Origin of the sequence: Micromonospora humi, assembly GCF_900090105.1 — a bacterium.
Classification (GTDB): domain Bacteria; phylum Actinomycetota; class Actinomycetes; order Mycobacteriales; family Micromonosporaceae; genus Micromonospora; species Micromonospora humi.
Genome location: NZ_FMDM01000004.1, coordinates 173,818 through 199,421, shown reverse-complemented (window position 1 = coordinate 199,421; position 25,604 = coordinate 173,818). Strand labels below are relative to the sequence as shown.

The 25,604-nt window shown below is 73.6% G+C and carries 26 protein-coding genes and 1 tRNA gene; 22 read left to right on the top strand and 5 right to left on the bottom strand.

What is annotated here, in order from left to right; genetic code table 11:
- Positions 1-109 precede the first annotated feature (109 nt).
- The 4 genes from mfd to GA0070213_RS09200 all read left to right on the top strand — a co-directional run bounded on the left by mfd (position 110) and on the right by GA0070213_RS09200 (position 7,370).
- Positions 110-3,754 (top strand): transcription-repair coupling factor, encoded by a 3,645-nt coding sequence (mfd, locus tag GA0070213_RS09215; protein ID WP_091060706.1) that lies wholly within the window; start codon positions 110-112, stop codon positions 3,752-3,754.
- 47 nt (positions 3,755-3,801) lie between these two features.
- On the top strand, positions 3,802-4,557 hold the full coding sequence (locus GA0070213_RS09210; RefSeq protein ID WP_091060702.1) for a hypothetical protein: 756 nt from the start codon (positions 3,802-3,804) through the stop codon (positions 4,555-4,557).
- Positions 4,554-5,543, top strand: coding sequence for a nucleoside triphosphate pyrophosphohydrolase (locus tag GA0070213_RS09205; RefSeq protein WP_091060699.1), 990 nt, complete (start codon positions 4,554-4,556; stop codon positions 5,541-5,543). The genes GA0070213_RS09210 and GA0070213_RS09205 overlap by 4 nt, the downstream gene beginning before the upstream one ends.
- Before the next feature lie 207 nt (positions 5,544-5,750).
- A complete protein-coding gene (locus GA0070213_RS09200) occupies positions 5,751-7,370 on the top strand; it encodes a DUF885 domain-containing protein (protein WP_091060695.1) in 1,620 nt (539 codons plus the stop codon).
- Between the two features lie 3 nt (positions 7,371-7,373).
- On the opposite strand, the gene GA0070213_RS09195 is transcribed toward GA0070213_RS09200, so the two are convergent.
- Positions 7,374-8,066, bottom strand: coding sequence for a hypothetical protein (locus GA0070213_RS09195; protein ID WP_091060691.1), 693 nt, complete (start codon positions 8,064-8,066; stop codon positions 7,374-7,376).
- Positions 8,067-8,278: 212 nt separating this feature from the next.
- On the opposite strand from GA0070213_RS09195, the gene eno reads away from it, so the two are divergent.
- From eno to GA0070213_RS09170, 5 genes are read left to right on the top strand one after another with little or no spacing between them, the layout of a single operon-like run.
- Complete coding sequence (gene eno / locus GA0070213_RS09190) at positions 8,279-9,562, top strand: phosphopyruvate hydratase (RefSeq protein WP_091060687.1); 1,284 nt, start codon at positions 8,279-8,281, stop codon at positions 9,560-9,562.
- A 29-nt stretch (positions 9,563-9,591) separates the two neighbouring features.
- Complete coding sequence (locus GA0070213_RS09185; RefSeq protein WP_091061481.1) at positions 9,592-10,227, top strand: FtsB family cell division protein; 636 nt, start codon at positions 9,592-9,594, stop codon at positions 10,225-10,227.
- 23 nt (positions 10,228-10,250) lie between these two features.
- The gene (locus tag GA0070213_RS09180; protein ID WP_091060684.1) at positions 10,251-10,808 is read left to right on the top strand and encodes a DUF501 domain-containing protein; all 558 of its coding nucleotides are present in this window, start codon (positions 10,251-10,253) and stop codon (positions 10,806-10,808) included.
- A 1-nt stretch (position 10,809) separates the two neighbouring features.
- Entirely contained in the window at positions 10,810-11,322 is a 513-nt protein-coding gene (locus GA0070213_RS09175) for an amino-acid N-acetyltransferase (protein WP_091060680.1), read from the top strand.
- Positions 11,323-11,364: 42 nt separating this feature from the next.
- Positions 11,365-12,294: a Ppx/GppA phosphatase family protein gene (locus GA0070213_RS09170; protein ID WP_091061479.1), complete on the top strand. Its 930-nt coding sequence runs from the start codon at positions 11,365-11,367 to the stop codon at positions 12,292-12,294.
- A gap of 320 nt (positions 12,295-12,614) precedes the next feature.
- Here the strand turns inward: GA0070213_RS09170 and GA0070213_RS09165 are convergent, their stop codons facing one another.
- Positions 12,615-12,803 (bottom strand): hypothetical protein, encoded by a 189-nt coding sequence (locus GA0070213_RS09165; protein ID WP_175441273.1) that lies wholly within the window; start codon positions 12,801-12,803, stop codon positions 12,615-12,617.
- Between the two features lie 88 nt (positions 12,804-12,891).
- Between GA0070213_RS09165 and GA0070213_RS09160 the strand changes: the two genes are divergently transcribed.
- From GA0070213_RS09160 to GA0070213_RS09150, 3 genes are read left to right on the top strand one after another with little or no spacing between them, the layout of a single operon-like run.
- Positions 12,892-13,176: a hypothetical protein gene (locus GA0070213_RS09160; protein ID WP_091060676.1), complete on the top strand. Its 285-nt coding sequence runs from the start codon at positions 12,892-12,894 to the stop codon at positions 13,174-13,176.
- Positions 13,177-13,232: 56 nt separating this feature from the next.
- Entirely contained in the window at positions 13,233-13,565 is a 333-nt protein-coding gene (locus GA0070213_RS09155) for a PadR family transcriptional regulator (protein WP_091060673.1), read from the top strand.
- The gene (locus GA0070213_RS09150; RefSeq protein WP_091060669.1) at positions 13,562-14,560 is read left to right on the top strand and encodes an HAAS signaling domain-containing protein; all 999 of its coding nucleotides are present in this window, start codon (positions 13,562-13,564) and stop codon (positions 14,558-14,560) included. Before GA0070213_RS09155 ends, GA0070213_RS09150 begins: the two co-directional genes overlap by 4 nt.
- A 47-nt stretch (positions 14,561-14,607) precedes the next feature.
- Here GA0070213_RS09150 and GA0070213_RS09145 read toward each other — a convergent pair whose 3' ends face one another.
- Together GA0070213_RS09145 and GA0070213_RS09140 are read right to left on the bottom strand one after the other, a co-directional pair.
- Positions 14,608-14,925: a helix-turn-helix domain-containing protein gene (locus tag GA0070213_RS09145; protein WP_091060666.1), complete on the bottom strand. Its 318-nt coding sequence runs from the start codon at positions 14,923-14,925 to the stop codon at positions 14,608-14,610.
- Positions 14,922-15,287 carry a type II toxin-antitoxin system RelE/ParE family toxin gene (locus tag GA0070213_RS09140; protein WP_091060662.1) on the bottom strand — a complete coding sequence of 122 codons (366 nt, stop codon included), beginning with the start codon at positions 15,285-15,287 and terminating at the stop codon, positions 14,922-14,924. The genes GA0070213_RS09145 and GA0070213_RS09140 overlap by 4 nt, the downstream gene beginning before the upstream one ends.
- Positions 15,288-15,462: 175 nt before the next feature.
- Here GA0070213_RS09140 and GA0070213_RS09135 point away from each other — a divergent pair, with 175 nt between their 5' ends.
- The 8 genes from GA0070213_RS09135 to GA0070213_RS09100 all read left to right on the top strand — a co-directional run bounded on the left by GA0070213_RS09135 (position 15,463) and on the right by GA0070213_RS09100 (position 22,574).
- Positions 15,463-16,149, top strand: a complete 687-nt coding sequence (locus tag GA0070213_RS09135; RefSeq protein WP_091060658.1) for a dienelactone hydrolase family protein — start codon at positions 15,463-15,465, stop codon at positions 16,147-16,149.
- Between the two features lie 19 nt (positions 16,150-16,168).
- Positions 16,169-16,882, top strand: coding sequence for a uracil-DNA glycosylase (locus GA0070213_RS09130; protein WP_091060654.1), 714 nt, complete (start codon positions 16,169-16,171; stop codon positions 16,880-16,882).
- Between the two features lie 20 nt (positions 16,883-16,902).
- A complete protein-coding gene (locus GA0070213_RS09125; protein WP_091060651.1) occupies positions 16,903-17,640 on the top strand; it encodes a DUF4129 domain-containing protein in 738 nt (245 codons plus the stop codon).
- On the top strand, positions 17,637-18,218 hold the full coding sequence (locus GA0070213_RS09120) for a hypothetical protein (protein WP_091060647.1): 582 nt from the start codon (positions 17,637-17,639) through the stop codon (positions 18,216-18,218). The genes GA0070213_RS09125 and GA0070213_RS09120 overlap by 4 nt, the downstream gene beginning before the upstream one ends.
- The gene (locus tag GA0070213_RS09115) at positions 18,218-19,216 is read left to right on the top strand and encodes an AAA family ATPase (protein ID WP_091060644.1); all 999 of its coding nucleotides are present in this window, start codon (positions 18,218-18,220) and stop codon (positions 19,214-19,216) included. The genes GA0070213_RS09120 and GA0070213_RS09115 overlap by 1 nt, the downstream gene beginning before the upstream one ends.
- A complete protein-coding gene (locus GA0070213_RS09110; protein ID WP_091060640.1) occupies positions 19,216-20,580 on the top strand; it encodes a DUF58 domain-containing protein in 1,365 nt (454 codons plus the stop codon). Before GA0070213_RS09115 ends, GA0070213_RS09110 begins: the two co-directional genes overlap by 1 nt.
- Entirely contained in the window at positions 20,577-21,137 is a 561-nt protein-coding gene (locus GA0070213_RS09105) for a hypothetical protein (protein ID WP_091060637.1), read from the top strand. The genes GA0070213_RS09110 and GA0070213_RS09105 overlap by 4 nt, the downstream gene beginning before the upstream one ends.
- 102 nt (positions 21,138-21,239) lie before the next feature.
- Positions 21,240-22,574, top strand: a complete 1,335-nt coding sequence (locus tag GA0070213_RS09100; RefSeq protein ID WP_091060634.1) for an NAD(P)/FAD-dependent oxidoreductase — start codon at positions 21,240-21,242, stop codon at positions 22,572-22,574.
- Positions 22,575-22,632: 58 nt separating this feature from the next.
- On the opposite strand, the gene GA0070213_RS09095 is transcribed toward GA0070213_RS09100, so the two are convergent.
- Entirely contained in the window at positions 22,633-24,462 is a 1,830-nt protein-coding gene (locus GA0070213_RS09095) for a hypothetical protein (protein WP_091060631.1), read from the bottom strand.
- A gap of 102 nt (positions 24,463-24,564) precedes the next feature.
- Here GA0070213_RS09095 and GA0070213_RS09090 point away from each other — a divergent pair.
- Both GA0070213_RS09090 and GA0070213_RS09085 read left to right on the top strand, forming a co-directional pair.
- Positions 24,565-24,645: transfer RNA gene (locus tag GA0070213_RS09090), tRNA-Leu, on the top strand.
- Between the two features lie 110 nt (positions 24,646-24,755).
- Complete coding sequence (locus tag GA0070213_RS09085) at positions 24,756-25,577, top strand: Bax inhibitor-1/YccA family protein (RefSeq protein WP_091060628.1); 822 nt, start codon at positions 24,756-24,758, stop codon at positions 25,575-25,577.
- The last annotated feature ends 27 nt before the right edge of the window (positions 25,578-25,604 follow it).

Genomic DNA, 25,604 nt, shown 5'->3' with positions numbered 1-25,604 from the left:
AAGCGGCGACGCCCGGATCGTCGGGGGAGGGGGATAGGCTCGACGGGTGCACCCCCCGTCCGGCTGGACGCGGGGTCGTCGTCGTGTCAAGCGCTGGAAGTGATCACTGATGCTCACCGGACTCTTCGCCGCCGCCCTGGCCGACCCCGGGCTGGCCCGGGCGCGTGACCTGGCGCGCTCCGGTGCCGCGCAGGTCGACGGCCTCGACCTCACCGCCCCCGCCGCGCTGCGCCCGTTCGCGGTGGCCGCCGTCGCCGCCGACGAGCCGGCCGGTGGAGCGGGCCGCTCGGTGCTCGCGGTCACCGCCACCACCCGCGAGGCCGACGACCTGGTCTCCGCGCTGGGCAGTCTGCTGCCGCCCGAGCAGGTCGCGGTCTTCCCGTCCTGGGAGACGCTGCCGCACGAGCGGCTGTCGCCCCGCTCCGACACGGTCGGGCGGCGCCTCGCCGTGCTCCGCCGGCTGGCCCACCCCGACTCGGCCGACGCGCACGGCCGCACCGGGCCGCTGCGAGTGGTCGTGGCGCCGGTCCGGTCGCTGCTCCAGCCGCAGCTCAAGGGCCTCGGTGACCTGGAGCCGGTGCAGCTCGCCGCCGGCGAGGAGGCCGACCTGGAGGAGGTGGCCCGCCGGCTCACCGACATGGCGTACGCCCGGGTCGACCTGGTCACCAAGCGCGGCGAGTTCGCGGTCCGCGGCGGCATCCTCGACGTCTTCCCGCCCACCGACGAGCACCCGTCCCGGGTCGAGTTCTGGGGCGACGAGGTGGAGGAGATCCGCACCTTCGCCGTCGCCGACCAGCGCACCATCGAGGGCGTGCCGCAGCTCTGGGCGCCGCCCTGCCGCGAGCTGCTGCTCACCCCGTCGGTCCGGCGGCGCGCCGCCGCGCTCGCCGCCGAGCACCCCGAGCTGGCCGAGATCCTCGACAAGCTGGCCGAAGGCATCCCGGTCGAGGGGATGGAGTCCCTGGCCCCGGCGCTGATCGGCGACGACGCGCTGGAGCTGCTCGTCGACTGCATGCCGGCCGGCACCCACGTGCTGCTCTGCGACCCGGAGCGCATCCGCACCCGGGCGCACGACCTGGTCCGTACCTCGGAGGAGTTCCTCCAGGCCAGCTGGGCCGCGGCCGCCGTCGGCGGCCAGGCCCCGGTCGACCTCGGCGCCGCCGCCTTCAAGACCCTGGCCGAGGTACGCACGCAGGCCCGCGCCCTGCGCCAGCCCTGGTGGACGCTCGCCCCGTTCGGCCTCGGCGACGCCGAGGCCGCGCCCGCCCGGCAGCCCTGGGAGGACGCGCCGGCCGCTGTCGACGTCACCCCCGACGACGCCATCGCGGTGAGCCTGGCCGCCCAGCCCGCCCCGCTCTACCACGGCGAGACCGCCCGGGTGGTCGACGACCTGAAGCGCTGGGCCGGTGAGGGCTGGTCGATCGCGCTGGTCTTCGAGGGGCACGGCCCCGCCCAGCGGGCCGTCGAGGTGCTGCGCGACGCCGGTCTCGGCGCCCGGCTCACCGACGAGGTGCCCACCGCGCCCACCCCCGGCGAGCTGGTCGTGTCGTGTGGCTGCCTGAGCGCCGGCTTCGTCGACGAGGCGTCGCGGTTCGTGCTGCTCACCGGCAACGACGTCACCGGCGGCCGGGGCACCTCGACCCGCGACATGCGCAAGATGCCCAGCCGGCGCCGCAACACCATCGACCCGCTGGAGCTGAAGGCCGGCGACTTCGTGGTGCACGAGCAGCACGGCATCGGCCGCTACGTCGAGCTGGTGCAGCGCACGGTGAACGGCGCCAGCCGCGAATACCTGGTCATCGAGTACGCGGCGAGCAAGCGCGGCCAGCCCGGCGACCGCCTCTTCGTCCCGACCGACCAGCTCGACCAGCTCTCCCGCTATGTCGGCGGCGAGCAGCCCACGCTGCACAAGATGGGCGGCTCGGACTGGCAGAAGTCCAAGGCCCGGGCCCGCAAGGCGGTCCGCGAGATCGCCGCCCAGCTGATCCAGCTCTACGCCGCCCGCAAGGCGTCCAAGGGGCACAACTTCGGGCCGGACACCCCGTGGCAGCGCGAGCTGGAGGACGCGTTCCCCTGGCAGGAGACGCCGGACCAGATGGCCGCCATCGAGGAGGTCAAGCGGGACATGGAGCAGACCGTCCCGATGGACCGGCTGATCTGCGGCGACGTCGGCTACGGCAAGACCGAGATCGCGGTCCGCGCGGCGTTCAAGGCGGTGCAGGACGGCAAGCAGGTGGCCGTGCTGGTGCCGACCACGCTGCTGGTGCAGCAGCACTACAACACGTTCGCCGAGCGGATGAGCCAGTTCCCGGTGAACATCCGGCAGTTGTCCCGGTTCCAGACCGCGAAGGAGTCCGAGCGGACGCTGGAGATGGTCGCCGACGGCAGCGTCGACATCGTCATCGGCACCCACCGGCTGCTCCAGGCGGCCACCCGGTTCAAGCAGCTCGGGCTGGTCATCATCGACGAGGAGCAGCGCTTCGGCGTCGAGCACAAGGAGCATCTGAAGACGCTGCGCGCCTCGGTCGACGTGCTCGCCATGTCGGCCACCCCGATCCCCCGGACGCTGGAGATGGCGATCACCGGCATCCGCGAGATGTCCACCATCGCCACCCCGCCGGAGGAGCGGCACCCGGTGCTCACCTTCGTCGGGGCGTACGACGACCGGCAGGTCGCCGCGTCCGTCCACCGGGAGCTGCTCCGCGACGGGCAGGTCTTCTACCTGCACAACCGGGTCGAGTCGATCGACCGGACGGCCCGCCGGATCCGCGAGCTGGTGCCCGAGGCCCGGGTCGCGGTGGCGCACGGCCAGATGGGCGAGGAAGCGCTCGAGAAGGTGATGGTCGGCTTCTGGGAGAAGGAGTTCGACGTCCTGGTCTGCACCACGATCGTCGAGTCGGGCATCGACATCCCGAACGCCAACACGCTCATCGTGGAGCGCGCCGACCTGCTCGGCCTGGCCCAGCTGCACCAGATCCGGGGCCGGGTCGGCCGGGGTCGGGAGCGCGCGTACGCCTACTTCCTGTACCCGCCGGAGAAGCCGCTCACCGAGCACGCGCACGAGCGGTTGGCCACCATCGCCCAGCACACCGAGCTGGGCGCCGGCATGTACGTGGCGATGAAGGACCTGGAGATCCGCGGCGCCGGCAACCTGCTCGGCGGCGAGCAGTCCGGCCACATCGAGGGTGTCGGGTTCGACCTGTACGTGCGGATGGTCGGCGAGGCGGTGTCCGCGTTCAAGGGTGAGCGCACCGAGGAGGAGGCCGACGTCAAGATCGACCTGCCGATCGACGCGCACCTGCCGCACGACTACGTCGGGGTGGAGCGGTTGCGGCTGGAGATGTACCGCAAGCTCGCCGAGGCCCGCGACGCCGAGCGGCTGCGCGAGGTGGTCGCCGAGATGACCGACCGCTACGGCGAGCCTCCCGCGCCGGTGCAGAACCTGGTGGCGGTGGCGAACTTCCGGCTGCTGGCCCGCCGGTACGGGCTCACCGACGTGTCGATGCAGGGCAAGCACATCCGGTTCGGCCCGCTGCCGCTGCCCGACTCCAAGCAGATGCGGCTCAAGCGCTACCACCCGGACTCGGTCTACAAGCAGGCGCTCGACCAGGTCAGCGTGCCCCGGCCGAGCACCCGCCGGGTCGGCGGCGAGCCGCTGCGCGACCAGGCGCTGCTGGAGTGGTGCGCCCAGCTCCTCTCCGATGTTCTCGGCGAACCGGCGGCGGCGCAGCCGGCCGGGGCGGGGGCGCGGTGAGGTGGGCGGCGTCACAGGCGACCGCGGGGCGTGAGAGAGTGACCGTCATGCGTGCTCGCCGTCTTGTCGCCGTCGCCAGCGTGGCGGTCGGCCTCGTCGCCCTCTCCGGTTGCCGTACCGAGCCGGGGGTCGCCGCCTACATCGGCGACCACCGCGTCACCGAGGACCAGGTCACCTCGATCCTCGACGAGGTCCGGGACGGCCTGGCCAGTCAGCCGGCCACCGCTCCGCAGGCCGACGCGCTGCTGCCGCCCCGCGACCAGGTGGTCGCCACCCTGGTGCTGTCCGACGTGTGCAAGGAGCTCTCCGCCGACAAGGGCTACCAGCCGAAGACGCAGGTGACCGCCGAGCAGGTGGCCCAGCAGGTCGGGTTGCCCGCCGACGCGGCGTACCCGAAGAAGGTCGCCGAGTTCTACACCTGCGTCTCCGGCGTGCCGGTGGGCGAGTCGACCGCCCCCTCCAAGGAGGACCTGGCCACGGTGATCGCCGCCGGCCGGGCCGCCGGCGCCATCCCGCCGGACGTCTCGGACGCCGACGCCGCCGGCCAGCTCGACGGCGATCAGCTCCGCTCCGCGCTGGCCACCCGCAAGGCGCTGGCGGACGCCATCGACGGGTACGACGTCTCGGTCAACCCGCGCTACCGGCCGCTGGCCTTCCCGGTGCTCACCTTCAAGGGCGACGTGCCGGCGGTCTCCGTGCCGCTGGGCGAGCCGGGCTCGTCGGTCACCGACATCTCCACCCCGGAGCCGGAGACCGGTGAGTCGGCGCCGGTGGTCGAGCCGTCGGCGGCGCCCGGCGCATGACCGCGCGCATCGTCCTGCTGGTCACCTCGCCCCGGCTGCCGGCCGGCCTGCTGACCTCGGCCGCCTGGGACGCCGTACGCTCCGCGCCGGTCCTCACCGGCGTCGACGGTGAGCTGACCCGGGCGGTGCGGACGGCCGGCGCCGAGGTGCGCGTGGTCACCGAGGGTGCGACGCAGGCGCTGCTGGACGCCGCCGCCACGCACGGCGGCGCGGTGTGGCTGGCCGGCCCGGCCGGCGACGAGGCGCTCGCCCGTGAGCTGGGGCTGCGGCTGGCCCGCCAGCCGGGCCTGGCCGAGCTGGAGCTGATGTACGGCTCGTGGGACCCGCCCGGTGCCCGGCTCCTCGACGCGGTCGAGGTGATGGACCGGCTGGCCTCCCCCGGCGGCGATCCGTGGAAGCGGGCGCAGACCCACCGCAGCCTGGCCGCGTTCCTGCTCGAGGAGTGCTACGAGGCGTACGACGCGATCAGCGCCGACGACACCGACGCGCTCCGCGAGGAGTTGGGCGACGTGCTGCTCCAGGTGCTGCTGCACGCCCGCCTGGCCGAGGACCTGCCGGACGGGAAGGGCTGGACCGTCGACGACGTGGCCGGCGGCCTGGTCGACAAGATGGTCCGGCGCAACCCGCACGTGTTCTCCGGCGAGCAGGCCGGCACGATCGAGGAGATCGAGGCCAACTGGGAGCGGATCAAGCGGGCCGAGAAGACCCGGGAGTCGGTGCTCGACGGCATCGCGTTGAGCCAGCCCGCGCTCGCCCTGGCCGCGAAGGTCCTGGACCGCGCCGGCCGGGTCGGGCTGGCGGTGCCGCCGCCGCTCGCCGAGTCGCAGGTGGACCCGGAGGCGCGGCTCGGCGCGAGCCTGCTGGCCACCGTCGCCGCGGCCCGGCAGGCCGGCCTCGACCCGGAGGCGGCACTCCGCCGCGCCGCCCTGGCGTACGCCGAGGCGGTCCGCGCCGCCGAACGCGCCACCCCCGCCCAGCCGACCTGACCCCCACCTCGTCGCCCGGGCCCCGTCGGCTCTCCGCCATCGTCGATCTTGCACTTCCTGCCCCGACAAATCGGCTGAATGGGACGTCGGGAGGGCCGCAACTGCAAGATCGCGGGTTCGGGGGTTTCGTACCAAGATCTCGTAGCCGCGCCGAGCCGCGCCGCGCTCGGGGGCGGGGCGTCGGGGGTGGTCGGTAGGGTTCGGGGAATGGAAGCGTTCGTGCCGCTCGCGGAGCGGATCGTGGAGGCGTTGCTGGAGAGCCGACCCGGGTTGGCCACCTCCGCCGGGGACCACCGCTACGACGACCGCCTGCCCGACCTCTCCGCCGACGCCCTCGCCGCCGACCAGGCGATGCTGAAGGACGCGGCCGATGCGCTCTCCGAGATCGATCCGGACGTGCTCGACGCCGACGAGGGCGTCGACCACGCGCTGCTCAGCAGCCTGGTGGACCGGGCGCTGTTCGAGGCCACCGAGATCCGCGGCCACGAGTGGGATCCGCTGCGGCACAACCCCGGTCCACTGCTGCACGCGTTGCTGGCCCGCCCCTACGCCCCGGTCGACGAGCGACTCGGCCATCTCGCCGGCCGCCTCTCCGCCGTACCCGATGCGTTGGCGACCGCGCGCGCGACGCTGCGGGACATGCCGCGGGTCCACGCCGAGACGGCGGTCGGGCAGTTCGCCGGCGCGGCGGCGCTGGTCCGCGACGAGGTGCCGGCGCTGCTCGCGCAGGCGCCGGCGCTGCGCGACCGGGTGGGGCCGGCGGCCACCGCGGCGATCGCGGCGCTGGACGAGTTCGTGGCGTGGCTGCGGGCCGGGCTGGCGGCGGACGCCGGCCCGGGGCGTGACCCCCGGCTGGGCCGGCGGCGCTGGGAGGCGCGGCTGTGGCACACGCTCGACACCGAGCTGGGCGCCGCCGAGGTGCAGCGCCGCGCGTGGGCGAATCTCGACCGGGTCACCGACGAGATCCGGGCGGCGGCGGTCGAGCTGGTCGGTGGTCCGGCCGACGACGAGACGGTACGCCGCGCGCTGGACCTGCTCGCCGCGGAGCACCCGGACGACGCCACCATCGTGGATCTGGCCTCGGTCACGCTCGACGAGGCGAGCGACTTCGTCCGCCACCACGACCTGGTGAGCCTGGTCGCGGATCCGTGCGTGATCCAGGAGATGCCGGAGTTCGCCCGGGGCGTGGCGGTGGCCTACTGCGACTCGCCGGGCCCGCTGGAGACCGCCGACGTGCCGACGTTCTACTGCATCGCGCCCACCCCGGCGGACTGGCCGGCGCAGCGGGTCGAGTCGTTCTACCGGGAATACAACGACCACATGATCCGCAACCTGACCGTGCACGAGGCGATGCCCGGTCACTTCCTCCAGCTCGCCCACGCCCGCCGCTACGCCGGCCCGACCCGGGTGCGCGCGCTCACCGAGTCCGGCGTGTTCATCGAGGGCTGGGCGGTCTACACCGAGGAGCTGATGGCCGGGCTGGGCTTCGGTGGGCTGCCGGTGCGGTTGCAGCAGCTCAAGATGCAGCTCCGGATGACCATCAACGCGCTTCTCGACCAGCTCGTGCACTGCGACGACCTGTCCGAGTCGGACGCGATGGCGCTGATGACCGGGCGTGGCTTCCAGGAGGAGGGCGAGGCGGCCGGCAAGTGGCGGCGCGCGTTGCTGACCTCCACCCAGCTCTCCACCTACTTCGTCGGCTACAGCGAGATGGCCGACATCGCCGCGGCCCGGCCGGCCGGCGTGGCGGTACGCGACTGGCACGACGCGATGCTGTCGCACGACTGCCCGCCGCCGCGTCACCTGCGCACCCTGCTGGGGGTGTGAGGGTCAGGACGTCCTGGTGCGCCGGTCCACCACGCCGGCGCCGGCCGGCGGGTCGAACGTGGCGGCCTCCACCGTCTCGGTGTAACGACTGAGTGTGACCTCGGCGGCCTTGCCGTCGAGCGTGCCGGTGAAGCTGCCCAGCACCCCCTCGGTGGTCACGCAGGTGGCGAAGCGCTCCCCGGCGTCGGTGACGTCCACGCAGGTGGCGTGGTGCCCGGCGAGGGTGGTGTCGCTCTGCTTGATGACCGCGTCGGGCTCCAGCGCCGCGTCGGTGAGCAGCCGGATCACCGCCGGCGGGGTGACCAGGCCCTGCTTGCGGGCCTCGTCGTAGACGATCACCGATGGCTTGCCGGCGGTGAGCACCGGCGGCGACACCGTGCAGGAGGTGCGGGCGGCGGTGCTCGCGCACCGGGTCACCGCCTCCTGGGTCACCGTGATCTTGCCGCCGGGCCAGGTGTAGGTGGAGCGCAGCGGCTTGGCGGTCTGCGCGATCGAGGCGGTCCGGCCGCCGGCGAGCTGGTAGTCGGCGGCCCAGGTCTGTTCCAGCGCCCGGTCCATCCGCGCGACGAGGTCGTTGACCAGGTCGGCGCGCCCGAGTGCGACGCCGGCGTCGTCGAGCGTCTGGCAGCCGGTGACCGAGAGCGACGCGATGACCGAGGCGGCGAGCACGCGGAGAGTCGTCGAGGCGGCAGGCATGATGCCCAGCCTTGTCGACCGACGCAACCTCTCGCAAACCGGTTGCCGGTTGACGACCGGTAAAGCGGGAATGTCCGTCTCATTCGCCGCGGTGGGGTCCGCCCCGAGCGGCATGCCGGAGGGCGGGGACCGATACGCTGCGTTCAACACCTGCCTCAGCCGCACCGTCGCGGCCCGAACCGGACCGGCACACACAAACGAGGAGCGACTCAGTGGCAACCATCGAGGGAATTGTCGCCCGGGAGATCCTGGACTCGCGGGGCAACCCGACGGTCGAGGTCGAGGTCGGGCTCGACGACGGCACGATCGCCCGCGCCGCGGTGCCGTCCGGCGCCTCCACCGGCGCGTTCGAGGCGGTCGAGCTGCGCGACGGCGACAAGGACCGCTACCTGGGCAAGGGTGTCGAGAAGGCCGTCGCCAACATCGAGGACCGGATCGTCGACCAGCTCATTGGCTACGAGGCCAGCGAGCAGCGGCTGATCGACCAGAAGATGATCGACATCGACGGCTCGGACAACAAGGGCGAGCTGGGCGCCAACGCCATCCTCGGCGTCTCGCTGGCCGTGGCGAAGGCCGCCGCCGGCAGCGCCGAGCTGAGCCTCTTCCGCTACCTGGGCGGCCCGAACGCGCACCTGCTCCCGGTGCCGATGATGAACATCCTCAACGGTGGCGCGCACGCCGACTCGAACGTCGACATCCAGGAGTTCATGATCGCGCCGATCGGCGCGCCGACGTTCCGGGACGCGGTCCGCTCCGGCGCCGAGGTCTACCACGCGCTGAAGTCGGTGCTGAAGAAAAAGGACCTGTCGACCGGCCTCGGCGACGAGGGCGGCTTCGCCCCGAACCTGCCCACCAACGCCGCCGCGCTGGACCTGATCGCCGAGGCGGTGGAGAAGGCCGGCTACCGGCTCGGCACCGACATCGTCTTCGCGCTCGACGTGGCCGCCACCGAGTTCTTCGACAACGGCACCTACACGTTCGAGGGCAGCGCGAAGAGCGCCGAGGAGATGAGCAACTACTACACCAAGCTCGCCGGCGACTACCCGATCGTGTCCATCGAGGACCCGCTGGCCGAGGACGACTGGAGCGGTTGGGCCACGCTGACCGCCGCGCTGGGCGACCGGGTCCAGATCGTCGGCGACGACCTGTTCGTGACCAACCCGCAGCGCATCGCCCGGGGCATCGCCGAGCGGGCCGCCAACGCGGTGCTGGTCAAGGTCAACCAGATCGGCTCGCTCACCGAGACGCTGGACGCCGTGGACCTGGCCCACCGGGCCGGCTTCCGGTGCATGATGAGCCACCGTTCCGGCGAGACCGAGGACACCACCATCGCCGACCTGGCGGTCGCCACCGGCTGTGGTCAGATCAAGACCGGCGCCCCGGCCCGCTCCGACCGGGTCGCCAAGTACAACCAGCTCCTGCGGATCGAGGAGGAGCTGGCCGACGCGGCGCGGTACGCCGGTGCCGGCGCGTTCCCGCGTTACCGTTCGGCCTGAGGTCAGCGCTCCGGGGGAGGGGTGTGACGATGCAGCAGCGCCGCACACCGGGTGGCCAGCGGCCCGCCCGTCGGCCGGGTCAGGCCGGCCGGGCGGGCGGCGCCCGGGTCCGGTCCACGGCCCGCGACGGCGGGGTCCGCGCGGAGACGCGCGCCGCCGGGCGGTCACCCGCCGCGTCCCGCGCCACCGAGGGCGTACGCTCCGCGAACCGTCCGGGCGCGGCCCGGCGCAGCGCGGCCGGCGGCCCGGTCAAGCGGCTCACCGCACCCCAACCCCGGCGCTTCACCGGGCGCGCCACAGTGCTGTTCGCGGTGCTCATCGCGCTCGCCCTGGCCTACACCTACCCGGTCCGGGTCTACCTCGACCAGCAGGCCGACATCGAGCGGATGGAGGCCTCCCAGGCCGCGCAGCGGGCCGAGATCGACCGGTTGACCGCCGAGGCGGCCAAGTGGAAGGACCCGGAGTACGTCAAGACGCAGGCCCGGGAACGGTTCTTCATGGGCAAGCCCGGTGAGACCCTGCTGGTGGTGCTCTCCGACCCGGACGGCGCCGCGAAGGACGCCGGCAAGGGCGCGAAGCCGGGGCCGCCGAAGCCGCCCGACCCCTGGTACGACACCCTGTGGTCGAGCGTGCAGGCGGCCAACGCCGAGCGCCCCGACAAGTAGAGCACCGCACGGGAGGCACCACCTTGAGCGTCGAACCACCGCGGGATCCGGCGGCGGACTCCGTACCCCCGCCGGAGCGCCGGCCGGCCACCGAGGCCGACCTGGCCGCGGTGGGCGCCCAGCTCGGACGCACGCCGCGCGGCACCCGGGCGGTCGCCCACCGGTGCCCGTGCGGCCTGCCCGACGTGGTGGAGACGACGCCCCGGCTGGCCGACGGCACGCCCTTCCCGACGCTGTTCTACCTGACCTGCCCGCGGGCGACCGCGGCGTGCAGCCGGCTGGAGTCGGCCGGGCTGATGAAGGAGATGGCCGACCGGCTCGCCGAGGACCCGGAGCTGGCCGCCCGCTACCGGGCCGCGCACGAGGACTACCTCGGCCGCCGGAACGCGATCGGCGAGGTGCCGGAGATCGCCGGCATCTCGGCCGGCGGGATGCCCGGGCGGGTGAAGTGCCTGCACGTGCACCTCGGTCACGCGTTGGCCGCCGGCCCGGGGGTGAACCCGTTCGGCGACGAGACGCTGGCGCTGGTGGAGAAGTGGTGGGCCGCCGGCCCCTGCGTGGACGTGCCCGCCGGGGAGTGAGATGACCGCCGTCGACCAGGTCGTGGTCCGCCGCGCCCGCACCGCCGACGTGCGCGGCATCCGCCGGCTGGTGGACACCTACACCGACGACCGGCGGCTGCTCAGCAAGGCGACCGTGACGCTCTACGAGGACGTGCAGGAGTTCCGGGTCGCGGCGACGCCGGACGGCACGGTGGTCGGGTGCGGCGCGCTGCACGTCATGTGGGAGGACCTGGCCGAGATCCGCACGGTGGCGGTCGACCCGTCCTGCCGGGGGCAGCGGCTCGGGCACCGGATCGTCGGCGAGCTGATCGACGCGGCGCGTGAGCTGGGGGTCGCCCGGATCTTCGTGCTGACCTTCGAGACCGGCTTCTTCGGCGGGTTCGGCTTTCGCGAGATCGACGGCGCTCCGGTGCCGCAGCCGGTCTACGAGCAGCTCCTACGCTCCTACGACGAGGGTGTCGCCGAGTTCCTCGACCTGGAGCGGGTCAAGCCCAACACCCTGGGCAACACCCGCATGCTGCTGCGCCTGTAGGGCGGGTCGGGCCTGCCGTAGGGTGACGGCGTGAGCGTGCGCGTGGGGGCCATCGACTGTGGGACCAACTCGATCCGGCTGCTGATCGCCGACCTGCCGGAGGAGTCCGCCGGGCCGTCGGCGCCGCTGGTGGACGTCAGCCGGCGGATGGAGATCGTCCGGCTGGGGCAGGGCGTCGACCGCACCGGCAGGCTCGCCCCCGAGGCGATCGAGCGGACCCGGGTGGCGCTCGCCGACTACGCGGCGGAGATCGAGAAGGCCGGCGTCGACCGGGTGCGGATGTGTGCCACCTCGGCCTCGCGTGACGCCTCCAACGCCGCCGACTTCCGGGCCATGGTGGAACGGACCCTCGGCGTGCCGCCGGAGGTGGTGACCGGCGACGAGGAGGCCCGGCTGTCGTTCACCGGCGCGGTGCGCGGCCTGCCCGCCGACGCCGAGCCGCCGTACCTGGTGGTCGACATCGGGGGCGGCTCGACCGAGTTCGTGGTCGGCACCCGCGCCGACGGCGTGCGCGGGGCGATCTCGGTGGACATCGGCTGCGTCCGGATGACCGAGCGGCACCTGCACGGCGACCCGCCCACCCCGGCGGAGATCGCCGCCGCCGAGGCGGACATCGCCGCGGCGGTGGACCGGGCGCTCGCCGCCGTGCCCGGCCGGGAGGCCGCCACGCTGGTCGGGCTCGCCGGTTCGGTCACCACAGTGGCCGCCCTGGCCGAAGGGCTCAAGGGGTACGACCCGGGCCGCATCCACCACGCCCGGGTGCCGTACGAGCGGGTGGCGTCGGTGACCGACTACCTGCTGGGCGCCACCCGGGAGCAGCGGCTGGCCGAGCCGGTGATGCATCCCGGTCGGGCGGACGTGATCGGCGCCGGCGCGCTGGTGCTGCGGATCATCATGGAGCGGGCCGGCATGCCGTCGGTGGTCGCCTCCGAGCACGACATCCTCGACGGCATCGCCTGGAGCCTCGCGTAGCCGTGGTCGATCCCCCTGACGAGAGGCCCGAACGGGCTCGCCAAACCGGAGCACCGACTGGGGTGGCCCGGAGCCGCCAGGTGCGGGTCCGAGACTTGACGCGCGAGACTGCCGAGCGCGACGCCGAGCTGCTGCGTCGACTGGCCGAATGATCCACTCGATCGCACCGGGCGCGCTGGTCCATTCTGCGGGTTAGTCGTCCCACTTGCCGGGAGGTTGGGTGGTCGGACGCCAGCTCGGCGAAGTGGCGGTATCCGGCCAGCGGGATGCCACCACTTCACCGAACTGGTGTCGATCTTGAACTTGCCGCGCCACGCGGCTCAGTCGGACGACAGGTCCGGCCGGTGCTCCCGCACCCACTTCTCGACGTCCGACTTCCGCCAGACCTTGCCCATGGCCAGCACGGCGATCGGTTCGGGGAAGTTGCGCTGATTGGCGATCACGGAGGCGCGCTGGCGCGACACGTTGCCGAGCATCGCCCGGATCTCCGACACGCCCACCAGCTCCACACGTTGACGATGGCAGCGGCGCAGTCTGTAGACGACGACAACTACGGAGACTATTGACGTAGTCAACGACGCGCGACACGATCGGGGGATGAGCGCGCCGAATGTCTCTCCCGTACCCGACCGCGGTCGCCGGGCCGTCCGGCCGCACGTGCCGATGCGACCGCGCTGGCTCTGCCGGGTGTGCGCGGGTCCCTGGCCGTGCCAGCCGGCCCGACTTTTGCTGCTGATGGACTACCGGCGCGACCGCGTCGCCCTGTCGATCTACATGGCGGCCTGCCTGTTCGACGCCACCGCAGACCTGCTGCGACAGAACCCGAACCCGCAGGAGTTGTTCGACCGCTTCGTCGGCTGGACCGCCCGCCCGCTCCGTTGATCAGGAAGGTACGGCGTTCTTGACGGTATTGCGCAATGCGCACTAGTGTTCTGAGTGTGGATACGACGCAGCTTCTCAAGGGTGTCCTCGATCTGGCCGTGCTCGCCGTGCTCAAGGACGAGGATGGTTACGGCTACGACATCCTGCGCCGGCTGCGCGAGGCGGGCCTGACCGAGGTCGGTGACGCCTCGGTCTACGGCACCCTGCGCCGGCTCTTCGCCGCCGGTCTGCTCACCACCTACGTGGTGCCCAGCGAGTCCGGGCCGCACCGCAAGTACTACGCGTTGAACGCCTCCGGGCGGGAACATCTCACCCGCTCCGGCAAGACCTGGCGCTCGTTCGCCACCACCATGGACGCACTGCTCGACGATCGGGGGATGGCGGCATGACCGTCACTGGGCAGGAGATCACGGGCTACGTCGACCGGGTGCGGGCCGCGCTCGCCGACCTCCCGCCGACTCTCCGGGACGAGTTGACCGAGGACCTTCCGGAGCATCTCGCCGAGGTGGCCGCCGAGGGCGACGGCACGCTCGTCGACCGGCTCGGCACGCCGGAGGCGTACGCGACGGAGCTGCGGACCGCGGCCGGCGCGGAGCCCGGCGGGCGGCCGGTCCGCCTGCGCCGGGTGAACGCCGCGCGGGAACGGGCGTTCACCCAGCTACGCCTGCTCGACCGTCAACTCGGCCCGCTGTTCGGGCAGGCCCGGGTGGCCGACTTCCTGCGCTCGCTGCGCCCGGCCTGGTGGCTGCTGCGCGGCTGGCTGGCCGCGCTGCTGGTGAGCGAGGTGATCGGTGGTGGCCGGTCCGGTCTGCTGCCCCGCCTCGACGACAGCGCGCTGGCCGGGCTGCTGCTGCTGGCCGGCGCGGTCCTCGCGTCGCTGTGGCTCGGCCGCCGGTCCGACGGCTTCACCGGCTGGCCGCGACGACTGCACCTGCTGGGCACCGCCGTGCTGGTGCTGTTCTCCCTCGTGGTCCTCGCCGACGTGGACCGGCACGCCAGCTCGGACATGTACGCCGACTACCAGCAGACCTCGGTGGACCGGCGGCTCGACCGGATCGAGGACGTCTTCGTCTACGACCAGCAGGGGCGGCTGATCCGCGACGCCCAGCTCTTCGACCAGAACGGCGTGCCGATCCGGCTCGGCTGGCCGAACTGCGTGGACTCGTCCGGCAACGTGCCCGCGCCGCGCAACGCCTACCCGTACTGCGCCATGCGCGCCCCGTTCGGCCCGCCGGCCGCCCCGCCCGCGCCCACGCCGAGCGGCGCCCCCGCGCCGACGGCGAGTGCCACGCCTGGGCCGACTGTGACGGGCTCGCCGGCCGCGCCCGCTCCCAGCTCCACCGAGCCCGCCGCGCCGACCCCGACACCGACACCGACCAACTGACCGTCCTGGCCGCCCACCGCCGCTCATGCAGTGGGCGGCGTCTCACTTCACGCGATGGCGGCGATGTCGCCGTCGTCGAAGTAGATCGCCTGGTGGAGCCGGCCCCCCAGGGCCGCGGCGAAACGGGCCACGACCTCCTGGCCGGAGATCTTTCCCTGCTCGATCTGAGAGACCCGCCCCTTCGTGACGCCCATGCGGTCGGCCACCTGCTGCTGGGTCAGCCCTCGGGCACGACGCACTTCGGCGAGCCGGTGGCCGATGACTTCGGCGAGAAGCTGCTGCTTGCCCGCCTCCACCGCTTCTTCACCGCCAGCTCGGGCGACATGGCCGGCGCGAATGTCCTGCCACCGCGAGTATTCGCTCATGCCTTTCCCTCCTCCTCTCGTGCTCGATCTTTGAGGTAGAGCTCGTAGCGGTGCTCGGCGACCGGTATGGCTTCCTGGTACCACGCCTTCCATCGGCCGGACTTGTCGCCGGCTACCAGGAGGGCGCTCGAACGCCAGGGATCGAACGCAAAGAGGATACGTACGGTGCCCGGCCGGAGTTCCTTCAAGTTGGCTATCGACGAACCGTGGATCGTGTCGACCAGTGGTCGCCCGAGCCCTGGGCCCAGTTCGGCGAGGAGATCTATCGCTTGAACGACACGGGCGTGGGTGTTGGCGTCCAATGTGTCGAGCCAATGCCGCACCTCGTCGACGAGGTAGATGTCCCACTCGCCAGCCACCATGAGGCGAGTTTAGCAATAGCTATACCAGTACGTGGCCCCGACGGTGAGTGGACAGGAGGTGAATGCCACTGCTCTTCCGTCTTCCCCGGGCCGGTGACCGCATGGCACGCTACCGGCACGTAACAGCCAACTGTGCGACCAGCCAACGTTGACTGACCGCAAGGAGGACGGGCCCATGGGCGAGATGGTGAGCTTCACCGGCAACGGGGGGACGAGCGAGGGGTATCTCGCGATACCCTCCGGCGGTGTGGCCAGCCCGGCGGTCATCGTCATCCAGGACTGGTGGGGTCTGGTGCCCCACATCCAAGCCGTGGTCGACCGCTTCGCCGACGCCGGCTTCGTCGCCCTCGCGCCGGACTTCCGGCACGGCGGCCCGGCCGTGAAGCCGACCGAACCCCGGCAGATGCTGAACAGCACCCAGATGGACGAGGCGGCCAGCGACATCGCGGCCGCCGCCGAATACCTGGCGAACCGGCCCGAGGTGGCCGGCAAGGTGGGCTGCGCCGGGTTCTGCGCGGGCGCCAGCCTGGCTCTGTGGTCCGGCACGTTCTCCGAGCGGATCGTCGCCACCGCCGGCTTCTATCCGCGCCTGCCCTGGGAGGGCATGCCCACCGACTGGTCCGGCTACGCCGGGAAGGCGTCGCTCGTCCACTGCTCCGAGGCGGACGGCCTGTCCGCCGCCGACGGGGTGCAGAGCGTCAGCCGGTCCATCGAGGCGGCCGGCGGCACCTGCCAGACGTTCGACTACCCGGGCACCGCGCACGCGTTCTTCAACGAGGACCGGCCGGAGCACTTCGACCAGCGCGCCGCCGCCACCGCGTGGGCCCGCACCCTGGAACTGTTCCGGGCCAAGCTTGGCTGAGACGCGTACCCCGGCGGAGGTGGTCGCCCGCGCGGCGCGGGCGACCGACCTGGCCGACCTCGACGGCGCGGTCAGCGACTGCTTCGCCTGCCCGCGCCTGGTCACCTGGCGGGAGGAGGTGGCCCGGGTCAAGCGGGCCGCGTTCCGCGACCAGCGCTACTGGGGGCGGCCGGTCCCGGGCCTCGGCCCGCCGGACGCGCGGATCGCGATCCTCGGCCTGGCTCCCGCCGCGCACGGCGGCAACCGCACCGGCCGGATCTTCACCGGGGACCGCTCCGGCGACGTGCTGTTCGCCGCGCTGCACCGGGCCGGGCTGGCCAACCAGCCGACCAGCGTGGCCGCCGACGACGGCCTCACGCTGCGGGACACCCGGATCGTCGCCGCCGTGCGCTGCGCGCCGCCGGACAACAAACCCACCCCGGCCGAGCGGGACACCTGCGCGCCGTGGGTGCACCGCGAGGTCGAACTGGTACGCCCCACGCTGCGCGTGGTGGTCGCGCTGGGCGCGTTCGCCTGGGCCGCGTGGTGGCCGGTGCTCCGGCACGTGTACGGACAGCGCCCGCCCACACCGCGACCGGTGTTCGGCCATGGGGCACACTGGTCCGGCGAGTCCGTGCCGGCGTTGCTCGGCTGCTATCACGTCAGCCAGCAGAACACGTTCACCGGCCGGCTCACGCCCTCGATGCTGGACGACGTCTTCACCCGGGCGAAACTGCTGGCCGGGGTCGACTGAGGAACACCTGAGGCGGTGGGATGGTTTTCGGCGTGCTGCGCAGGTGGTGGCCGGTCGTCGCGGTGGCGGCGCTGCTCGCGGTCGCCGCGCTCGCCGCCGGTCACTCCGCCATCGGCGCCAGCCGGATCCCGCCCGCGGCGGACACAATCCCGTACGTCCCGGACTATCCCTCCGAGGCGCCGCCCTCGATCCCGGTCGAACCGCGGGAGGCGGCCGAGTCCACGTCGGGCGGTGTGCCGGACTGGCTGGCCACCGCCGCCGTGGCGCTGCTCTTCGCGGTCGTGCTCGGCGCCGTCGGCTACGTGCTCTACAGCGTGGTACGCGGCGCGCTGCGGCGGACCACCCGCGCGGTGCCGGTGCGGCGCACCCGGCGTACCGCCGAGGGGACCGCCCGCGAGGTGGTGGCCGCCCTGGACGCCGGGCTGGAGGAGTTGGACGACCGGTCCACCGACCCGCGCACCGCGGTGATCGCCTGCTGGGTCCGGCTGGAGGAGGCCGCCGAGGACGCCGGGGTGGCCCGGCGGACCGGCGACACCCCCACCGACCTGGTCAGCCGGCTGCTGCGCGGCGACGCCGAGGCCGGCATTCCGGCGATCGCGAGCGCCGACGTGCTGGACGGGTTCGCGCACGTCTACCGGGAGGCGCGTTACGCCACCCGGGACGTCGACGAGCGCACGCGCGACCAGGCCCGGTCGGCGCTGCGCCGGCTGCGCGGCGAGTTGACCGCCGTGGCGGCGGGGGAGGCCGGCGCCGCATGAGCACCAGCATCGACGACCTGCTCGGCTCCGGCGAGGAGCCCACCGGCACTGCCGAACGGCCGTCCGGCGGCCGGGCGCGAGGGCTGGTGCGGACCGTACTGGTCACCGCCGCCGTCGTCGCGGTGATCCTGGTCGTCCTGCGCGCCGTCGGCCTACGGGTGCCGATCTGGATCATCGTGGCGGGCGTGCTGGCCGTGCTCGCCGTCCGCCGGGTCACCGCCGCGCTCTCGCCCCCGCCGCCGCCCCGGGCCGGCGCCCGGACCCCCGCCGGTGAGGAGCCCGGCAGCTGGAACTGGTCCGCCCGGGACGCGCTGCGGACCGCCATCAACGGCTGGGAACGGCCGCTGGACTGGTGCGCCGACAACCGGGAACGGTTCACCGAGCGGGTGCTGCCCCGCCTCGGTGAGCTGGCCGACGAACGGCTGCGCCAACGCCACGGCGTGACCCGCGAATCCGACCCGGCGCGCGCCCGCGCCCTGCTGGGCGAGCCGCTCTGGACGTTCCTCGGCACCCCCGCCCGCCGCCCCCCGACGCCGCGCGACCTCGCGGCGATCGTCGCCGAACTGGAGAAACTCTGATGAACGACGTGGACCGGAGCATGCCCCCCGCCGAGGTGGGCCGGCTCGCCCGGGCCGTCCTGGACGCGGTCGGCACCGTCGTGGTCGGTAAGCGCGAGGCGCTGGAGCTGGTGCTGGCCGGCATCCTCGCCGGCGGTCACGTGCTGCTGGAGGACCTGCCCGGCCTCGGCAAGACGCTCACCGCGCGCTGCTTCGCGCAGGCGCTCGGGCTGGACTTCCGCCGGCTCCAGTTCACCCCGGACCTGCTGCCCGCCGACGTCACCGGCTCCTTCCTCTACGACCAGAGCAGCGGCGACTTCTCCTTCCGGGCCGGCCCGCTCTTCACCAACCTGCTGCTCGCCGACGAGATCAACCGGACGCCGCCGAAGACCCAGTCGGCGCTGCTGGAGGCGATGCAGGAGAAACAGGTCTCGGTGGAGGGCGTGACCTACCGGCTGGACGAGCCGTTCCACGTGCTCGCCACCGCCAACCCGATCGAGTACGAGGGCACCTACCCGCTGCCCGAGGCGCAGCTCGACCGGTTCCTGCTGCGCGTCTCGTTCGGCTACCCGAACCACGACGAGGAGTGGGAGGTGCTGCGCCGGCGCATCGCCCGCCGCCGCGAGGAGGCCGAGATCAAGCCGGTGGTGGACGCCGGCACGGTGCGCGCCATGCAGGCCGCGCTGGAGGACGTGGTCGTCGAGGACTCGATCGGCCGCTACATCGTGGCGCTCACCGCGGCCACCCGGGACCACCCGTCGGTGCTGGTCGGCGCGTCGCCGCGCGGTTCGCTGGCGCTGCTGCTGCTGGCCCGGGTGCGGGCGGTGCTCGCCAACCGGGACTACGTGGTGCCGGAGGACGTGAAGGCGGTGGCGGCGCCCGCGCTGGCGCACCGGATCACGCTGCGACCGGAGATGTGGCTGCGCCGGGTGGACCCGTCGTTCGTGGTCGGCGAGGTGCTCGAGTCGACGCCCGCACCGGCCAGCGGCGCACTGCCCAGCTACGCCGCCGGCCGCTGATGGACGCGCGGGCCGAGCCGGCGGGTGGCTGGGCGCCCACCTGGGCACTCGGCCGGGCCGTGCTGCTCACCGGCGTGCTCGTCGTCGCGGCCGTGCTGCTCGGCCGGATCGACCTGGTGGTGCTGGCCACGCCGTTCGCGCTGGGCACCGCGTACGGGTTGCGCCGGCGCCCGGCCGCCCAGCCCGAGCTGGAGCTGAGTGTCGCCGACACCCACCTGGTCGAGGGCTCGCCGATGGCCGCCACGGTGGCGGTCGCCAACCCGGACCAGATCGCCTACGACATGGCGGTGGTGCGGACCCGGATGTCGCACTGGCTGCGGGTGGAGCAGGTCGGCTTCGGCGGCGCCGGGCTGGACGTGAGCCGCTCCGGCGGGGCGGACCGGCCGTTCGTCACCTCCGTGCCCCCGGGCAGCGCCGTCGACCTGGAGTTGACCGGCACCGCGCTGCGCTGGGGCCGGCACCCGTTCGGCCCGGCCGGGGTGCGGGTCGCCGCCGCCGACGGGCTGCTGGTGTCCCGGGCCGTGATCACCGACTCGATCCGGGCCCGGGTCTACCCGCGTACCGAGCCGTTCGACGCGGTCGAGGCGATGCCAAGGGCCGCCGGGCTGGTCGGCGGCCACCGGTCGCGGCGGCCGGGGGAGGGCGGCGAACTGGCCGGGGTGCGCGTCTTCGCGCCCGGGGACCGGCTGCGCCGGATCGACTGGCGGGTGTCGTTGCGGGCCCGCCAACTGCACGTCGCGGCCACCCTCTCCGACCGGGACGCCGAGGTCGTGGTGCTGCTGGACGTGCTGGCCGAGGCGGGCCGATCCGGCGGCGTACGCGGGCCGGCGTCGGTGCTCGACACCACGGTCCGGGCCGCCGCCGCGATCGCCGAGCACTACCTGCACCGGGGTGACCGGGTGGCCTTGCTGGAGTACGGCCCGGCGGCCCGGCGGCTGCGCCCGGCGACCGGTCGCCGCCAGTACGTGACCGTGCTGGAGTGGCTGCTCGACGTGCACGCCGACTCCTCCCCGCACGAGCCGTACGAGCAGGTGTTCGGCCCGCAGGTGCTCTCCTCCGACGCGCTCGTGGTGGTGCTCACCCCGCTGCTCGACGAGCGGTCGGCGCAGATGCTGGCCCGGCTGGCCCGCGGCGGGCGGTTCGTGGTGGCGGTGGACACGCTGCCGGCCGAGCTGCCGGTGCCGAAGGACCGGGGCTGGGCCGAGGTGGCGTACCGGCTGTGGCGGCTGGACCGGGACACGATGATCGGCCAGCTCCGGGAGCACGGGGTGCCGGTGGTGCGCTGGGCCGGCGCGGGCAGCCTCGACGAGGTGCTGCGGGACGTGTCGCGGCTGGCGACGGCCCCGAAGGCGGGAATGCGATGAACAGCGTGCTGGAGCGGGTTCGGGGGCTGCGGTACCGGGCCGCGCGGGTCAGCGCGCTGCCGCTGCTGGTGCGGGGCGGCATCTTCCTGGTCGTGCTGGCCGGCTTCCTGCTCGCGTACCCGGTGCAGTTCCTGGCGCCGCGGGCGCTGCTGGCCCTGGCGGTGGCCGCGGTGCTGCCGGCGGTCGGGCCGCGCCGGATCTGGCCGACCTTCGCGGCGCTGGTGACGATCGCCGGCTGGCTGCTGGCCACGCTCGGCTACGACCGGCCGCCGGTGCTGTGGCGGCTGCTCGCCGTGGCCACGCTGCTCTACCTGGCGCACACGCTCTGCGCGCTCGCCGCGCTGCTGCCCTACGACGGGTTGATCGACCCGGACCTGGTGCTGCGGTGGCTGGCCCGCGCCGGCGGGGTGGTGCTGGCGAGCGCCGTGCTCGGCGTCGTGCTGGCCTGGCTCGGCGGCGTCGGCGGGACCGGCGGCTCGCAGGCGGCGACCGTGGCCGGGCTGCTGGTCGCGGTGGGTCTGAGCGCCCTGCTGGGGTGGCTGCTGCGTCGCAGATGACGGGACGCGGTGGGGCGTTGCGCAGGTCACACCGGTTGTGCTCCGTCACAGAAGGGGGTCTCGCGCGGTATTACCGGAGCCGGCCGGGGAAAGATGGATGACGTGAATCCGAAGCGGATCCTTGTCGTGGGTGCCGGGCACGTTGGCCTGTACGCCGCTCTGCGCCTGTCCAAGAAGCTGAGCTCCCGTGAGGCCGAGGTGGTCGTCGTCGACCCCCAGCCGCACATGACGTACCAGCCGTTCCTCCCGGAGGCTTCGGCCGGCAACATCTCCCCGCGGCACGCTGTGGTGCCGCTGCGGCGGGAGTTGCGCAAGTGCACGGTGGTGGCCGGCACGGTCACCCGGATCGACCACGAGCGGAAGACCGCCGTGGTGCAGCCGATCAGCGGCCCGGCCCGGGAGATCCCGTACGACCACGTGGTGGTCGCCCCCGGCTCGGTCTCCCGCACCCTGCCGATTCCCGGCCTGCACGAGAACGGCATCGGGTTCAAGACCATCGGCGAGGCCATCTTCCTGCGTAACCACGTGCTGGACCGGCTCGACGTGGCGGCCGCCACGACCGACCCGGAGGTCCGCCGTCGCGCGCTGACGTTCACCTTCGTCGGCGGTGGTTACGCCGGCATCGAGGCGCTCGCCGAGATGGAGGACATGGCCCGCGACGCGCTGCGCTACTACCCGGAGCTGAAGCCGGAGGAGATGCGCTGGGTGCTGGTCGAGGCGACCCAGCGGGTGCTGCCCGAGGTCGACCGGGACATGGGCGCCTACACGGTGCAGCAGCTGATGAAGCGGAACATGGACATCCGGCTGGACACCCGGCTGGAGTCCTGCGTCGACGGGGTGGTGAAGCTCTCCGACGGCGACAGCTTCCCGTCCGACACCATCGTCTGGACCGCCGGCGTGAAGCCGTCGCCGATGCTGGACGCGACCGACTTCCCCCGCGACGAGCGTCGTCGGGTCACCTGCCGGCCGACGCTGCAGATCGTGGACGGCGACCGGGTGGTCGAGGGCGCCTGGAGCGCCGGTGACTGCGCCGCCGTGCCGGACCTGACCAAGGAGCCGGGCAACTTCTGCTCGCCGAGCGCCCAGCACGCGGTGCGGCAGGCGGCCCGGATGGCCGACAACATCGTCAACGTGGTCCGCGGGCGCGAGCCGGTCGACTACAAGCACAAGCACGCCGGCAGCGTGGCCAGCCTCGGCCTGCACAAGGGCGTGGCGCAGGTCTACGGCGTCAAGATGACCGGCTGGCCGGCGTGGTTCATGCACCGGACGTACCACATGTCGCGGATCCCCTCGTTCAACCGCAAGGTCCGGGTGGTGGTCGACTGGTCGCTGGCGTTCTTCCTCAAGCGTGAGGTGGTCGCGCTGGGCCAGCTGCACGACCCGCGCGAGGAGTTCTCCGAGGCGTCCGCCCCGCCGGTCGGCGCGGCGCGCGTCTGAGCCGTACGCGAAAGGGCCCTTCCCGCACGGGAGGGGCCCTTCGCCGTGTCCGGACCGGTCAGAACCGCCAGGTCCAGGCGTCGGCGATCCGGGTGCCCGGCCCGAACAGCGACTCCAGCGTGCGGCGCAGCAGCTCCGCGTGCGGGGCGTCGTCGGTCAGCGCGACGCAGGACGCGCCCCACGCGTCGACGTCCCGGACGGCCTGGCGGCGCTGCCGGTCGCCGACCGCCGGCGCCACGCCTCGCCGGGCCACCTCGGCGAGCAGGGCCGACGTGGGCCGCTGCCAGGTGCCCATGGTGGCGGAGCCGTCGGGACCGTACGGGCCGATGAAGAAGCCCTCCGGCATGCCGAACCCGACGCCGGTGGCGGTGGCCCAGCGCATCGGCCCGGGCTGCTGCGGGGTGGCCGTGGGCACCGGCACCAGCACCCCGCCGGGGCGTACGCACTGACGCCAGTGGCCGCCGGTGACGAACTCGGGCAGCGGCGGCCGGTCGACGGCGGGCAGCGGCGCCGGGAAGACGCTGAGCAGCGCCGCGCCGACCGCGAACGGCACCAGCCGGCGGGCCGGACCCGGCTCGTGCAGCGCCCGGTGCACGGCGAGCGTGAGCAGGGTGCCGACCAGCGGCAGCACCGCCAGGGCGAAGCGGGTCGGCAGCGCGCCGTCGACCACCGGCAGGCCGTCCAGCAGCGCGTACGGGCCGGGCAGGCCGGTGCGCTCCCCGCCGACCACGACCTCGGGGCCGAGCGCGAGCGCGGCCATGACCAGCGCCCCGGCAACGGTGGCGAGCACCAGCGGGCGTCGCCCCGACCAGATCGCGCAGCCGGCCGCCACCAGCAGCAGCGGCCAGCCCAGGAACGTGGTGAACTCGGCCGGGCCGGTGGTCAGCCGGACCGAGTCCGGGCTGCCGAACACCGTCAGCGCGGAGAGCCGGGTCCAGCCGGCCAGGTCGGCGGAGAAGTAGGTCGCCGGGAACATCCCGTCCGCGACGCCCTGCGGACCGGCGAACTGCACCCGGAGCGGGTACGCCAGCACCGGCAGCGCCAGCCCGACGGCGCAGAGCAGCCCGCCGGCGAAGCCGGGCAGCGCCCGCCGGGCCAGGTCCCGGTCGGCCAGCCCGTAGGCGACGGCCATCACCGCCAGCGTGAGCGCGGTGAGGAAGAGCACCTCCTCGCCGACGAAGACGCCGACGCAGACGGTGGCGGCCAGCCCGGCCGCCGAGGATGCCATCCGGCGGCGCTCCGGTCCCTCCGGCCGACCGGCCGGGTCGGCCGCGCGAAGCAGCCGGACCACCAGCCAGACCAGCACCGGGACCAGCCACTGCGCGGTCATGTGCAGGTGACCGTTGCTCTGCGAGACCATGCCGGGCCCGAAGCCGCAGAGCGCCGCGCCGAGACCGGCGGCGAGCCGGTGGGCGCGCAGCGTCCGGGTGAACAGCAGATACCAGGCGACCGCGGTGCCGGCCAGGTTGCCGGCGACCAGCAGGGCGAACGTGACCGGCGCCCCGAACGCCCACGTGACCGGGGCGAGCAGCACGCCGAGCGCGAGGACCGAGGTGTTGGCCATCAGGTTGACCCCGTCGGGCGCGTTGAGCCGGTCGGTGACCAGACCGAGGTCGCCCCGCGGCGCCCGGGCGTCGAGCGCCAGGAACCACTCGTAGAGCGTCTGGTCGGCGGGGTTGAGGGCGAGCATCCGGGTGCCCGGCGCCGGCCACAGGCCGTGGGTGAGCCAGCCGGCGAACACCACGAACAGCAACCCGACGAGCAGGTCGGCGCGGTGTCGGCGGGCGACGGCCCGCAGCCGGGCCGCCCGCGTGGTGGCGACCACCGGCGCGGGGCGGACCGCCTGGTCGCGGTCGGGCCCGGGGGCCGCGCGGGCGGCGCTGGTCACGGCCCCGACCCTATCGGCCGCACCCGCCGGGGTACGCCGGGGCGCGGCGCAGCCGCTACGGTGAGATCTGCACGGCCGCTTCTCGGCGCGCCGGTGTCACCCGCCCGGGTGGTGGAACGGCAGACACGGCCGCCTTAAAAGCGGCTGCCGAAAGGCGTGCGGGTTCGACCCCCGCCCCGGGCACCCGAACTCTCAGCTTTCCCACAGCTTCGCGCCGCACGCGGTCTGTGCGCCCCGTCTACCCTGGAGGCGCACGTCTACGTGCGAACGACCCCCTGAGGGAGGCCTGAGAAGTGAAGTCCACGAACCCGGTGCTCGCCCGGCTCGGCCAGGCGGCCGAGCGTGAGCGGGCGGCCGGGTACGCCCAGCCCGGGCCGTACGGTCAGCCCGGATACCCGCAGCAGCAGCCCTACCCGGGCGGCTACGGCCAGCCGGTGGCCCCGCCCGCCGTGACGCCGATGACCATCGACGACGTGGTCGTCAAGACGGTCCTCATGCTCGCCATCCTCGGTGCCTCGGCCGCCGCGGCCTGGGTGCTCGTGCCGGATGCCCTGGTCGGCGTCGCCTGGATCGGCGCCGCGGTGGTCGGCCTGGCGCTCGGCCTGATCATCTCGTTCTCCCGGATGGCCAACCCGGCGCTCGTGGTGGCGTACTCGATCGTCGAGGGCGTCTTCGTCGGCATGGTCAGCAAGGCGTTCAACACGCTCTACGACGGCATCGTGCTCCAGGCGGTGGCGGCCAGCTTCGGCGTCTTCTTCCTGATGGCGATGATCTACAAGGCGCGGATCATCCGGGCCACCCCGAAGTTCGCCCGGATCATGGTGGCGATCATCGCCGGCCTGTTCGGCGTCATGCTGGTCAACCTGGTGCTGTCCCTGTTCGGGGTGAACACGCACCTGCGCGACGGCAGCCCGCTCGCGATCGGCTTCAGCCTGGTCTGCATCGTGGTGGCGTCGCTGAGCTTCGTGCTCAACTTCGCGCAGATCGAGGAGGGGGTCCGGATGGGGCTCCCGCAGCGCTACGCCTGGACGGCCGCGTTCGGCATCGTGGTCGGCCTGGTCTGGCTCTACCTGGAGATCCTGCGGCTGCTCAGCTACTTCCAGGGCGACGACTGACCGTCCCGCCCCGTCGCCGACGCCCGC